Genomic DNA, 11887 nt, shown 5'->3' on the forward strand with positions numbered 1-11887 from the left:
AGGCGCTGCTGCTGGCCGCCCGAGAGGCCCGTGCCGGACTCATGGAGGCGGTCCTTGACCTCGCCCCAGAGGGCGGCCTTCTGAAGGCTGCTCTCCACGATCTCGTCCATTTCGGACTTCGACGAGGCCGTACCGTGGATGCGGGGCCCGTAGGCCACGTTCTCGTAGATCGACTTCGGGAACGGGTTCGGCTTCTGGAACACCATGCCCACGCGGGCGCGCAGCTGCACCACGTCGAGGACCGGATCGTAAATGTCCTGACCGTCGATCGTGATCTTGCCCGTGACGCGGCAGATCGGGATGGTGTCATTCATGCGGTTGATGCAGCGCAGGAACGTCGACTTGCCGCAGCCTGACGGCCCAATGAAGGCCATGACACCGCGATCCGGAATATCCACGGTGACGTCCTTGATGGCGTGCTTGTCGCCGTAATAAACGTTGACCTTGCGTCCAACGACCTTAGCTCCGGATGTCGTCGAAGCCGAATTGGACGCGCTCACAGGAGACACGATCATTTCCATTGCAAATCCTCAGATCCTTGTGTGAGCCAATCTCTACCAACGTCTCTCGAACTTCTTGCGCATCCAGATCGCCAGCCCGTTCATCGCAAACAGGAAGAGCAGCAGCACGATGATGGCGCCCGCGGTTTTGGCCTGAAAGCCGATCTCCGGCAGGTCCGACCACAGGAAGATCTGAACCGGCAGCACCGTAGCGGCGTCTGTGACGCTCGTCGGAACATCCACGATGAAGGCGACCATGCCGATCATAAGCAGTGGCGCGGATTCGCCGAGCGCGTGGGCCATACCAATGATGGTGCCGGTCAGCACACCCGGCATGGCCAATGGCAGCACATGATGGAAGATCGCCTGCTGTTTCGACGCACCGATACCGAGCGCCGCTTCGCGGATGGAAGGCGGCACCGCCTTCAGCGCGGCGCGGCTGGCGATGATGATCGTCGGCAGCACCAGCAAGGCGAGAACAAGGCCGCCCACAAGCGGGGCAGAGCGCGGCATGCCGAAGAAGTTCAGGAACATTGCCAAGCCGAGAAGACCGAACACGATCGAGGGGACGGCGGCCAAGTTGTTGATGTTAACTTCGATGATCTCCGTAAGCCGGTTCTTGGGCGCGAACTCCTCGAGATAGATCGCCGCACCGACGCCGATGGGAAGGCAAAGGAGCAGCGTTACCAGCATCGTGAGGGCAGAGCCCACGAGCGAACCCAGGATTCCAGCGAGTTCGGGCTCTCGACTGTCGCCGTTGCTGAGGAAGGCAAAGTTCGCCACCTGCTCGGTCTTGCCCTCGTCGCTCAGCCTCTCCAGAAACGCGATCTCATGATCCTGGATCTTGCGGTTGTCTTCCGGCCGCTCGATGAGGATCGTCCGCCAGGAGCCGGCGGGAGCCGCATCCGTCGTAGCGAGGGGAACGAGAACATTGCCCTCCACCCGATCGAGCGTCACATGCGTCGCTTTGACAATGCCACCGTTGATAGAGATCAGCACCGACGGCATTTTGCTGTCGAGCGTGCCGGAGCTGCCGGTCTCCGCCTTGAGCTGAGTAAGTGCCGCGGCAATAGCGCGGTCCTTCTCGAGCCGCGCATCGATCCCATCTTTAGAGGACTTGAATGTCGCGACCTTGGACTCCAGTTCGGCGACGGTCTTCGCATCGTTCGAAGTGCGTGCCGTCGCGAGCCGTTCTTCGGCTGCCTTGATATCAGCGCCGATCGACTGCGAGTTGAGCTGCAGGAACTCGATGTCCCTATCGAGCGACGCGCTTGTTTCGGCGGAGGCCTTCTTCAGGAGCTCGAGTTCGTCGGAGAAGCTTGCCGAAGAGGTCGAGATCGTCACGGTTTCGGTCGCACCTGAGACCGTCGCGTCGGCCTCGCCGCTGCGGGAGGTGCGATCGGTCGTGATTCCCTTGAGATAGAGGTCGGCGTCAGAGGAAAGCAGAACCGGAACGGTCACCGACTGGCCGATCACCGAGGGATTGCGTACGACCTCGGTCCGCAAATAGTCGGCCGCGCCGGAAGAAAGAATGTTGGAGAGAGCTTTCCGGTCGGCGCGCGTGGTGACCTGGGGGAAGATGGCGCGCAGGCCATCGCGAACAACCGCATCGAAATCGCCAGCCGCAACCTTCTCCGGGTTTACGTGCTCGGCGGACACGGGCAGCTCGATCTTGAGGCGCGCCTGGGTGAAGGCGGGGATAGCCTTGAAGAGGATGTCAGCAAGGAGAATGACCAGGAAGAGGGCCGCGAAGCAGACGGCGGCGATACCGTAGGCCTGGAATCGCGTCTCCGCTCTATACCGGCTCTTCACCCGGCGAACGGCGCTCTCCGAAGTGACGTCGATGCGTCTCTGCACTGGTCTGCCCACCGCGGGATTGGAAAGGATGTCAGTCATATTGCTCCCGATACCTTTGGACGATCTTCAGAGCGATCACGTTGAGCGTGAGGGTGAAGAAGAAGAGGACGAAGCCGAGTGCGAAGGCCGAGAGCGTCTTGACGCTATCGAACTCCTGATCGCCCACGAGCAGGGTCTTGATCTGGACGGTGATGGTAGTCACCGCATCGAGCGGATTGAACGTGAGATTACCGGCGAGACCGGCTGCCATCACAACGATCATCGTCTCACCGACCGCGCGCGAGATCGCGAGCATCAGGGCGGAGACGATGCCCGGAAGCGCGGCTGGCAGAATGACCTTCTTGATCGTCTCCGACTTCGTCGCGCCCAGCGCATAGGCGCCGTCGCGCAGCGACTGCGGGACGGCGTTGATGACGTCATCCGAGAGCGATGAGACAAAGGGAATGATCATGATTCCCATTACGAAGCCCGCGGCAAGCGCCGACTCCGACGCGACATCCAGGCCGAAATCGGCGCCCAAGCCGCGAATGAAGGGCGCGACAGTGAGCGCCGCGAAGAAGCCGAACACGACCGTCGGAACACCGGCCAGGATCTCAAGGATCGGCTTTGCGGTGGCGCGAAAGCGCGGCGTCGCATACTCCGCCATATAAATCGCGCAGAAGAGGCCGACCGGCGCCGCCACCAGCATGGCGATCAGCATGATGAGCATGGTGCCGACGAAGAGCGGGATGAACCCAAAGGCGCCGGACTGGCCGACCTGATCCGAGCGAAGCGCGATCTGAGGCGACCACTGCAGGCCGAATAGGAAGTCGGTCCAGGGATACTTGCCGAAGAAGCGCATGGTCTCGAACAGGACCGAGAACACAATGCCGAGGGTGGTCAGGATGGCCACGACGGAACAGAGGATGAGGAGCAACTGCACCGCGCGCTCGACATTGTTCCGGGCACGGAAATTTTTTCCCAGGCGGGACGCGGCCCAGCCAAATCCGACGATCGCAAGCAGTAGACCGACGCCGAGGCGCGCGTAATCGCTCATCGCGGCGAGCGACTGCCAAGCCTGTGCGGCCTCTTGAATCTCCGGCTTCGCGTTTTGCGAAAGGGCACCGCCGGCGAGCGCGTTGGAGATTTCGCGCAGCAGCGCAGAATGGGATAGCGAGTCGGTCGGCTGCATGGCAGCTGGCAGCCGGGACAGGGCTTCCGCTTCGATGATCTTCGGTGCGATCGGGCTCCAGATGCAATACAGAATAAGCATTGGCACTGCGACGGTGATCGCCGTGAACCAGCCATGATAGGATGGAAGGGAATGAACGTCGGGACCGGCCGCTCGGAACGCGGTGCCTCTCTGTCGTCCGTAAAGGAACGCGGCGACGGAGAGCACGGCAATGGCTAGAAAATAGATTGCGGACATGTGACCCGGAACCTCGAGCGAGTTTAGAGGTGCGAAAGGAGGCGGAGGCTTTACCTCCACCTCCAATGTCATGTCGGGCAAACGCCTGAAGCGAAAGCCCGTTGCTTCATCACGAAGACGGAGCCGAGATCACGACGAGATCGCTGCCGGCTTTGACGGAGACGTCAGCCTCCTCCTTGGGAAGCGGCACGAGACCCTTCTTCGGCAGGTAACCATCCTCACCCATAGCCTTCGACGAAACGTACTCGGCCACGAACTCCTTGAGGCCGGGGATGACGCCGACATGCTGCTTCTTCACGTAGATGAAGAGTGGACGTGCAACAGGATAGGTCCCGCCAGAGATGGTGTCATATTCAGGGCTGACACCTGCGATCTTCGCACCCTTGATCTTCGAGGTGTTCTCCTCGAGGAACGAGTAGCCGAAGATACCGACGGCTTTCGGATTGGCTTCGAGCTTCTGTACGATCAGGTTGTCGTTCTCGCCGGCGTCGATGTAGGCGCCATCCTCACGGATCGACTTCCAAACCTTCTCGAAGGCCTTCTTATCTTCTTTCTTGACGGCCTTGAGCGCCTCGATCCCCTCAGCGCCTTTCTCCATGACGAGTTCGAGGAAGCTGTCGCGGGTGCCGGAGGTCGGCGGCGGGCCGAGCACTTCGATCTTCTCATCCGGAAGCGACGGATCGACGTCCTTCCAAGTTTTATTCGGGTTGGCGACGAGCTTGCCGTCAGCTCCAGGAATTTCCTTTGCGAGGGCGAGGAAGACCTGCTGCTGAGTAAGATTCAGGTCTGGACCGGCCTTCGAATTAGCCATAACGAGACCGTCAATGCCGACCTTGACCTCGACGATGTCGGTCACGCCGTTCTTCTGGCAGTCGTCGAACTCGCTCTTCTTGATGGCGCGCGAAGCGTTCGAAACGTCAGGATGGCCCTCGCCGACGCCGGCGCAGAACAGCTTGAAGCCGCCGCCCGTGCCGGTGCTCTCGACGACCGGGGTCTTGCCGCCGGCCTTGCCGAACTGCTCGGCAACCGCCGTGGTAAACGGATACACCGTCGAGGACCCGACGATGCGGATCTGGTCGCGGGCGGAGGCCGCTCCGGTAAAGGCAGCCATGCTCACAGCAGCAGCTGCCGTGTATGCGATGAACCTGGTGTTCACGCTGATCTCCTATGTCTCGGGGGTACGCGACGGACGCGGCCCTCTGCCGACGCCCCACCCAGGGCCCCTCGCCCCGGCCGGTCTTCAATAGACCAGCGGCACAACCGTTTTATGAATGCCTATTTATTTGTTTCGGCGACATAAATTGCCAAAGATCACCGAAAGAGCGCAGAGGGTGAATGGCGACTCCGGAAAGGGTCGTTCGTATGGTTGACGCACCGTGCAATCAATACAACTGGCGACACACCGGTTCACTCGGACGCAGGAACCGGCCCACAGCAGGTGCTCGCACAGCAGGGGTTCTGCTCCGTGGTGCCGGGAGCAGCCGCGCTCAGATTGACGCGGCGCGACAGTTCCTCCGCACTCTCTTTGCGCTCGCTGTAGCGATCAACGAGATAGGGCGCACGGTCGCGAAGCAAGAGGGTGAACTTCACCAACTCCTCCATCACGTCGACGACGCGGTCATAAAAGGCAGAGGGCTTCATGCGCCCGCCCTCGGTGAATTCCTGGAAGGCTTTGGCCACCGAGGATTGGTTGGGAATCGTGAACATGCGCATCCAGCGGCCGAGAACGCGCATCTGATTGACCGCATTGAAGGACTGCGACCCGCCGCAGACCTGCATCAGCGCCAGGGTCTTGCCTTGCGTGGGGCGTATCGCACCCATAGAAAGAGGAATCCAATCGATCTGCGCCTTCAGGATGCCGCTCATGGCGCCGTGCCGCTCCGGCGAGCACCACACTTGGCCTTCGGACCAAGCAGCCAGCTCGCGCAACTCCGCCACCTTGGGGTAATCGGCGGGCGCGCCGTCGGGAAGCGGTAGGCCATGCGGATCGAAGACGCGGGTCTCTGCGCCCAGCGCCTCGAGAAGCCGCCGCGCCTCGAAGGTGAGTAGCCGGCTGTAGGAGCGGTCACGCACCGAACCATACAGCATGAGGATGCGCGGCCGGTGCGTCGATGGGTCCACGTGGTGCAGCCGCTCGAGATCCGGCCTCTGAAAAAGATGGCGTGCCAGATTGGGGAGGGGATCGCTGCCGTTGCCGTCTGCGCTCATGGCGTCGACTTTCTGGCGGGAATGACCTCGCCGTCTTCTTTCGTAAAATCGCCGATGTGCGGATTGGGAAGGATGTCGAGCACGCTCTCCGACGGCCTGCAGAGCTTGGTTCCGAGCAGCGTCACCACGATGGGCCGGTTGATGAAAATAGGGGACTGGAGCATGACATCGATCAGCTCATCATCGCTCCACTTCTCATCATTCAAGCCAAGCGCGTCATAGGGGGTTCCTTTCCGCCGCAGCAGGTCGCGCGGTGCGATGCCCATGTTCCGCAACAAGCCGAGCAACTCATCGCGCGACGGCGGCGTCGTGAGATATTCGATGATCCGGGGTTCCTCGCCGCTCTGGCGGATCATGGCCAGCGTGTTGCGCGACGTTCCGCACGCGGGGTTGTGATAGATGGTGATGGCCATGCCTACTCCGCGGGCGACCGGACGGGATCGGATGCGATCGGTTGCTCCTTGCCGGTTAGCAGGTGCACGACGGCAAGCGCGCCAACGGAACCAAGGAACTGCGCAGCGACGAACATAGGCACGTCCGCGAGGCGAATGCCGGCGAACGTGTCGGAGAACGCCCGCGCCAGCGTCACCGCCGGGTTTGCGAACGAAGTCGACGCCGTGAACCAGTACGCAGCTGTGATGTATAGGCCCACGGAGGTGGCGACGGCCTCGGGACGCACCCGCAGCGTCAACAGAATGGTCGCGATGAGGCCGAAGGCGGCCACCCATTCGGAGAAGCCCTGCGCCCAACCGCTGCGCACCTTCTGCGAAAGCTGCCAGACCGGAAGGTCGAACATGGCATGCGCGACAAGCACGCCGAGCAGCGCTCCGGCCCCTTGAGCGAGCACATAACCTGTCCCGTCCGCCACGGAGATTTCGCGGCGCAGGGAAAAGGCCACCGTGACGGCCGGATTGAAATGCGCGCCGGAGATGGGTCCGAGCATGGTGATCAACACCACGAGGATCGCACCGGTCGCCAGCGTGTTGGCGAGCAGCGCGATGGCGACGTTGCCGCCTGATAGCGTCTCGCCCATGACGCCGGAGCCGATCACGGTTGCCAGGAGCATGGCCGAACCGATGAACTCGGCCCCGAGCCGCTGCGCGTACGACGCCGCCATCAGGTCGCCTTCTCCGGCGCCAGCGTGCTTCGGCCGATGTCCTCAAGACGGCGCTGGAGCGAGAGCTTGTCGAGCGAAGCTAGCGGCAGATTCGTGAAGATGCTGATGCGTTGGTAGAGCATGCGGTGCGTATCGGCGAAGGCGAAGTGCCGCTCGGAGTCTTTGCCTTCGACCGCCGACGGATCTGGCAAGCCCCAATGGGCGGTCATCGGCTGACCGGGCCAGACGGGACAGACCTCGTTGGCGGCGTTGTCGCAAACCGTGAAGACGAAATCGAGCTGTGGCGCGTCCGGCGCCGTGAACTCCTCCCACGATTTCGAGCGCAGCGAAGCGGTGTCGTAGTTGAGTTGGCGAAGGAGATCGAGTGCGTACGGATGGACCGTTCCGCTCGGCTGACTACCGGCGCTGTAGCCCTTGAACCTGCCGATACCGAGACGGTTCATGATGGCTTCGGCGATGATCGACCGAGCCGAGTTATGCGTGCATAGGAATAGCACGTTGAGAGGCTTGTTTGCGGTCATGGCGAATCCTCCTTACTTGCAGACGCTTCGGATCTTCTTGATTGCTGTGCCGCAGAGTTCCGGATTGCCCCGGCAGCAATCCTCGGTGAGAAACGCGAGAAGCTGGCGCATGCCATCCACATGCACGGCGTAGCGGATGAACCGCCCCTTACGGGTCGCGTAGATCAAGCCCGCACGGTCCAGTTCCTTGAGATGGAACGAGGCGCCGGTGGGTGTTGCTCCTATCTGTTCGGCGATCTCTCCGGCGGGGAGCCCGTTCGGGCCTATGCGAACAAGGAGACGGAAGATGCACAAACGCTGTTCGTGAGCGAGCGCGGCGAGAGAAGTAACGGCTAAATCGGTATCCATGAAAGCAACGATACAATAATTATTGGATGATTCAATTAGAATATTGGCTGCCTGGAATTGGGCCGCCCTTTTTTTGGGCTGGGGCGTCTCCCCGGCGTTGCCGGGGCCGCGCTGTCGTGAACCGAGCCTGCAAGTGCAGAGCAGTCTCGGCCCTTGCGGGCTTCCATCGCTGACGCAAGGGATTCTGAGCTTCGCACGTTTTCCTTGAAGGGATCAGGGAGGGCGCTGCCCTCCCTCCCTTGGCACGTCTTCTCCCGCACTGACAGGGCCGCATCCCGCGCAGGGCAAGTGCGCCCCGCCCGTGATGGCAGCCCGGTCATGCCGACAAGCCGCACCGACCCAGACCCACTCGCTTTCGCCAAGGGGCAGGGGTGCAGCAGCACCCCCTTTTTACCGGGGTGTGAGGACGACGAAAGGAACCCATGCGTATTGCGACTGATTTTGATTACTCATCCTATTTCAAGCCGCGCGTGCCGGAGCGCCGCGCATCATTCGAGTTTTACCCCACGCCGCCTTCGGCCATCCGCGCGTTGCTTTCGGTGGAGCGCTTTGAGGGCGACATATGGGAACCAGCTTGCGGTGACGGCGCGATTTCCCGCGAGCTTGTAACCGCCGGATATGACGTTATCGCCACCGACATCACCGATTGGGGCTACGGCTATCCCGGCTATGATTTCCTGACACTGGATAAGCCCTTCGCGCGCAACATCGTGACGAACCCGCCTTACGGCTGGGGCTTGGCCGATAGGTTCGTGGAAAAGGCTTTGGCGTTCACGCACCAGACAGGCGGGCGCGTAGCTATGCTGCTTAACATTGCCTCGCTCTGTCATCCCAAGCGCCATGATTTTTTCGTGCGCCGTTCGCCAAGCGTGATCTACGCGCTGGATGAGTGCGTGTGCTTCCCGCTGGGAAAACCCGAACGCGCCACCAAGCACACATCCAGCCACCGCTATGCGTGGCTGATCTGGGATCACGCGCACAAGGGCGATTCCGTCATCCGCTGGCTTTCGACCGCGCCTTTCGCATAAGGCGCGGCCACTGCCCCACGCTCAAACAAGAAGGAGAAGAAACCATGAGCACATACGAAAACCGCACGCTTGCCGTGCTGATCAACGCTATAGACCAGCGCTTGCTCTCAGCATCACACTACAGCGCCGAAGCGCATGAGGCCATCAAGCACGAGCGCCGCACTGAAGCCATCGGCGCGCTGCTGGTCATTGAGCAGGACTTGGAAACGGCCCTGCAACTGCACCGCGCCACCATTGCCCTGCACCGGACGATGAACGGCGGTGCGCAATGATGGAGCTTCCCCGCATCGGTCTTGACCCCTTGGGCATCGAGGCGCTGGACATGCGCCCGGCGCAAAACGAAATCCGCGCCCGGTATGGGCGCGGCTACCACGTCAATGACGATTGCTTGCGGGACGTGGCGGCACTCTGGGGCATCGGGCCTAATCACGAGTGCATCAACGATTCTGGCGTGTTTATCCCGTATGAGCGCATCGAGCTTGCCAAGGGCCGTTGCCGCGCAGAAATCCGCTATGCCTCTTCCCCGTCCGGCCTCTGGGCGATGGACACCAGCTATATGACGGCAACATGCGGCGGCGGGGCTTCGCCATCTGTCTGGAACGGAACCGCCTTCTTTAGCGAAGACGATGCAAGGGCCGCCGGGCTTCATTCGATGATAGAGCTGTTCCGCAACATCGCCGCCGCCGGAAAATCGGAGGCGGCAGACGCCCGCAAGATCATATCGCTTCTGGAAGAGGCAAGGACGCCGCAGCTTGCGCTGTTCTAGCCGGGAAATAATTGGCGCCCGGCCTTTTGGCCGGGCGCTTTCGCCCACCGCGCTTCCCCCCGATTGGCGGCGAACGAAAGGGCATGATGTTCCCATAATCGCGATGGTGAGCTGCTTTCATACGGGCGCGGCCTTCGCGGGGAAGGATATGCGCTGCCCATGAAACTCGACATTGAAAAATACCTCCATCATCTCGATGGCATGGATCTCAGTGAGGCTGAGAAAATCGAATTTATCCGCACGCTCTGGCTCATCGCACAATGCTTCGTGGACGATGCCTACAGCGGAAGGGCGGAAAGCGAGAAATGTGATGTTTCTTCATTGAAATCGGGCTTTGAAGCTTCCAATGTGATAGACTTGAACAACATCAAACAGACCCGCACCAAGGCCGCGAACGACAACGCCGCATCGCAGGGTAAGAAGGGCGCGGCGTAAGCCGCAAAACCGCAACCAAGAAGGAGTGCAAACACCAAGGAAGTGACCATGAGCGCCAACGACAACACAAAAACACAGAGCGGCACACGCGCCGTCATCTATGCCCGCGTCTCCAGCCCCCGGCAGGTGGCGGAAGGGCACGGTCTCGAATCCCAAGCCACGCGCTGCCGGGAATATGCCGAGCGCAAGGGCTATGAGATCGTAGAAACCTTCTTCGACAAGGCCATCTCCGGCTCGCTGTCCGACAGGCCGGGCGTCATGGCCATGCTCTCCTACCTCAAGCATCACAGCCGCGAGGGGGAGATCGTCGTCGTCATCGACGACATCAGCCGCCTTGCGCGCGACACGCGCGTCCATACCGATCTCCGCCTTGCCATAGGCCTCGCAGGCGGCAGGCTCGAAAGCCCCTCGATCACGTTCGGGGAGGATTCCGATTCCATCTTCGTCGAGAACGTGCTGGCCAGCGCCAGCCAGCACCAGCGCCAGAAGAACGGCGAGCAGACCAAGAACCGCATGCGCGCCCGCGCCATGAACGGCTACTGGGTGTTTCACGCGCCCACAGGCTATGTCTACAAGAAGGTTCATGGGCACGGGCAATTGCTGGTGCGCGACGAGCCGCTGGCCTCCATCGTGCAGGAAGCCCTTGAAGGCTTTGCGTCAGGGCGCTTCCAGACGCAAGCCGAGGTAAAGCGCTTCCTCGAATCCCAGCCCGAATATCCCTGCAAGACCGCAGCCGGAACCGTGCGGTACGAGGAAGTGCTGCGCCTCTTAAGCCGTCCGCACTACGCCGGGTATATCGAGGTTCCCCATTGGGGCGTGAGCTTGCGCAAGGGCCATCATGAAGGGCTGATTGATCTTCAAACCTTTGAACGTATCCAGCAGCGCATCAAGGGCGGCGCGCGCGTCTTCACAAACAATGATATCGGCGAGGACTTCCCGCTGCGGGGCTACGCCGTGTGCGCCGAGTGCGGCGGGCCGCTCACCGCAGGCTGGTCAAAGAGCAAGACCGGGAAGCGGCATCCCTATTATCTCTGCTTCGCCAAAGGCTGCACTTGCCGGGGCAAGTCCATCAAGCGCGACGTGATCGAGGAACAGTTCGGCACGCTGCTGCAAGGGCTTTCCCCATCCGCGCAGACCGCCGCGCTGTTCAAAGACCTGTTCTTCGATGCATGGGAGCAGTACGCCAGCCGTACAGAAGAGATCGCCAAGGCTCTTCGCAACGACCTTCGCAAGACCGAGCAACAGATCGAGCAATTGCTCGACCGCATCGTGGAATCCTCCACGGCGTCTGTCATCGCCGCCTATGAACGGCGCATCGCCGGGCTGGAGAAGGACAAGCTCATCATCATCGAAAAGCTGCAAGAAAGCGCCGCTCCAAGACGCAGCGCCGCGCAGCAGTTTGAACCCGCCTTCCGCTTCCTCGAAAACCCGCATGAACTGTGGGTTTCCGAGCGGCTGGACGACAAAAAACTGGTGCTGAAACTCACCTTCGCAGACCGTTTGGCCTACTGCCGAAATCAGGGATTTAGAACCCCAAAAACCACCTTACCTTTCAAGGCTTTACAGGCGGTTCAGACGGGCAAATGCAAAATGGCGGAGACGAGGGGATTCGAACCCCTGATACCCCTTTAGAGGGTATAACGATTTAGCAAACCGCCGCCTTCAGCCTCTCGGCCACGTCTCCGGAGCGCGCGAAGCC

The 11887-nt window shown here is 61.2% G+C and carries 13 protein-coding genes, 1 tRNA gene and 2 pseudogenes; 5 read left to right on the forward strand and 11 right to left on the reverse strand.

Going from position 1 to position 11887, the window contains the following annotated elements; translation table 11 throughout:
• From IT540_RS17215 to IT540_RS17260, 10 genes and pseudogenes are all read right to left on the reverse strand, one after another.
• A partial coding sequence (locus tag IT540_RS17215; RefSeq protein WP_291180747.1) for an ATP-binding cassette domain-containing protein occupies nt 1-509 on the reverse strand: 509 nt, incomplete at its 3' end.
• 45 nt (nt 510-554) lie between these two features.
• A pseudogene (pstA, locus tag IT540_RS17220) lies at nt 555-1361 on the reverse strand (phosphate ABC transporter permease PstA); the annotation flags it as partial.
• Nucleotides 1362-1910: 549 nt separating this feature from the next.
• Nucleotides 1911-2396 (reverse strand): annotated as a pseudogene (locus IT540_RS17225) (DUF3333 domain-containing protein); the annotation flags it as partial.
• A complete protein-coding gene (gene pstC, locus IT540_RS17230) occupies nt 2389-3765 on the reverse strand; it encodes a phosphate ABC transporter permease subunit PstC (RefSeq protein ID WP_291180749.1) in 1377 nt (458 codons plus the stop codon). The gene pstC and the pseudogene IT540_RS17225, both read right to left, overlap by 8 nt.
• Before the next feature lie 109 nt (nt 3766-3874).
• The gene (locus tag IT540_RS17235; RefSeq protein WP_291180771.1) at nt 3875-4876 is read right to left on the reverse strand and encodes a PstS family phosphate ABC transporter substrate-binding protein; all 1002 of its coding nucleotides are present in this window, start codon (nt 4874-4876) and stop codon (nt 3875-3877) included.
• Between the two features lie 296 nt (nt 4877-5172).
• The gene (gene arsH, locus IT540_RS17240; RefSeq protein ID WP_291180751.1) at nt 5173-5973 is read right to left on the reverse strand and encodes an arsenical resistance protein ArsH; all 801 of its coding nucleotides are present in this window, start codon (nt 5971-5973) and stop codon (nt 5173-5175) included.
• Nucleotides 5970-6386: an arsenate reductase (glutaredoxin) gene (gene arsC / locus IT540_RS17245; RefSeq protein ID WP_291180753.1), complete on the reverse strand. Its 417-nt coding sequence runs from the start codon at nt 6384-6386 to the stop codon at nt 5970-5972. Before arsC ends, arsH begins: the two co-directional genes overlap by 4 nt.
• 2 nt (nt 6387-6388) lie before the next feature.
• Nucleotides 6389-7090, reverse strand: coding sequence for an MIP/aquaporin family protein (locus tag IT540_RS17250; RefSeq protein WP_291180755.1), 702 nt, complete (start codon nt 7088-7090; stop codon nt 6389-6391).
• The gene (locus tag IT540_RS17255; RefSeq protein ID WP_291180757.1) at nt 7090-7611 is read right to left on the reverse strand and encodes an arsenate reductase ArsC; all 522 of its coding nucleotides are present in this window, start codon (nt 7609-7611) and stop codon (nt 7090-7092) included. The genes IT540_RS17250 and IT540_RS17255 overlap by 1 nt, the downstream gene beginning before the upstream one ends.
• Nucleotides 7612-7623: 12 nt before the next feature.
• Complete coding sequence (locus IT540_RS17260) at nt 7624-7959, reverse strand: metalloregulator ArsR/SmtB family transcription factor (protein ID WP_291180759.1); 336 nt, start codon at nt 7957-7959, stop codon at nt 7624-7626.
• A 422-nt stretch (nt 7960-8381) separates the two neighbouring features.
• On the opposite strand from IT540_RS17260, the gene IT540_RS17265 reads away from it, so the two are divergent.
• From IT540_RS17265 to IT540_RS17285, 5 genes are all read left to right on the forward strand, one after another.
• Nucleotides 8382-8987, forward strand: a complete 606-nt coding sequence (locus IT540_RS17265; protein WP_291180761.1) for a hypothetical protein — start codon at nt 8382-8384, stop codon at nt 8985-8987.
• A 44-nt stretch (nt 8988-9031) separates the two neighbouring features.
• The gene (locus IT540_RS17270; RefSeq protein ID WP_291180763.1) at nt 9032-9259 is read left to right on the forward strand and encodes a hypothetical protein; all 228 of its coding nucleotides are present in this window, start codon (nt 9032-9034) and stop codon (nt 9257-9259) included.
• Nucleotides 9256-9753, forward strand: coding sequence for a hypothetical protein (locus IT540_RS17275; RefSeq protein ID WP_291180765.1), 498 nt, complete (start codon nt 9256-9258; stop codon nt 9751-9753). The genes IT540_RS17270 and IT540_RS17275 overlap by 4 nt, the downstream gene beginning before the upstream one ends.
• A gap of 159 nt (nt 9754-9912) precedes the next feature.
• Nucleotides 9913-10188, forward strand: coding sequence for a hypothetical protein (locus IT540_RS17280; RefSeq protein WP_291180767.1), 276 nt, complete (start codon nt 9913-9915; stop codon nt 10186-10188).
• Between the two features lie 48 nt (nt 10189-10236).
• On the forward strand, nt 10237-11820 hold the full coding sequence (locus IT540_RS17285; protein ID WP_291180769.1) for a recombinase family protein: 1584 nt from the start codon (nt 10237-10239) through the stop codon (nt 11818-11820).
• Here IT540_RS17285 and IT540_RS17290 read toward each other — a convergent pair.
• A tRNA-Ser gene (locus IT540_RS17290) sits at nt 11780-11872 on the reverse strand. The genes IT540_RS17285 and IT540_RS17290 overlap by 41 nt on opposite strands.
• Nucleotides 11873-11887 lie beyond the last annotated feature (15 nt).

Source organism: Hyphomicrobium sp. (genome assembly GCF_020852195.1).
GTDB lineage: Bacteria > Pseudomonadota > Alphaproteobacteria > Rhizobiales > Hyphomicrobiaceae > Hyphomicrobium_C.

Bases quoted from the DNA above. Each gene is read 5' to 3' on its own strand.
- pstC (WP_291180749.1), bottom strand. From the start codon at position 3,765: ATGTCCGCAATCTATTTTCTAGCCATTGCCGTGCTCTCCGTCGCCGCG.
- IT540_RS17235 (WP_291180771.1), bottom strand. From the start codon at position 4,876: ATGGCTGCCTTTACCGGAGCGGCCTCCGCCCGCGACCAGATCCGCATC.
- arsH (WP_291180751.1), bottom strand. From the start codon at position 5,973: ATGAGCGCAGACGGCAACGGCAGCGATCCCCTCCCCAATCTGGCACGC.
- arsC (WP_291180753.1), bottom strand. From the start codon at position 6,386: ATGGCCATCACCATCTATCACAACCCCGCGTGCGGAACGTCGCGCAAC.
- IT540_RS17250 (WP_291180755.1), bottom strand. From the start codon at position 7,090: ATGGCGGCGTCGTACGCGCAGCGGCTCGGGGCCGAGTTCATCGGTTCG.
- IT540_RS17255 (WP_291180757.1), bottom strand. From the start codon at position 7,611: ATGACCGCAAACAAGCCTCTCAACGTGCTATTCCTATGCACGCATAAC.
- IT540_RS17260 (WP_291180759.1), bottom strand. From the start codon at position 7,959: ATGGATACCGATTTAGCCGTTACTTCTCTCGCCGCGCTCGCTCACGAA.
- IT540_RS17265 (WP_291180761.1), top strand. From the start codon at position 8,382: ATGCGTATTGCGACTGATTTTGATTACTCATCCTATTTCAAGCCGCGC.
- IT540_RS17270 (WP_291180763.1), top strand. From the start codon at position 9,032: ATGAGCACATACGAAAACCGCACGCTTGCCGTGCTGATCAACGCTATA.
- IT540_RS17275 (WP_291180765.1), top strand. From the start codon at position 9,256: ATGATGGAGCTTCCCCGCATCGGTCTTGACCCCTTGGGCATCGAGGCG.
- IT540_RS17280 (WP_291180767.1), top strand. From the start codon at position 9,913: ATGAAACTCGACATTGAAAAATACCTCCATCATCTCGATGGCATGGAT.
- IT540_RS17285 (WP_291180769.1), top strand. From the start codon at position 10,237: ATGAGCGCCAACGACAACACAAAAACACAGAGCGGCACACGCGCCGTC.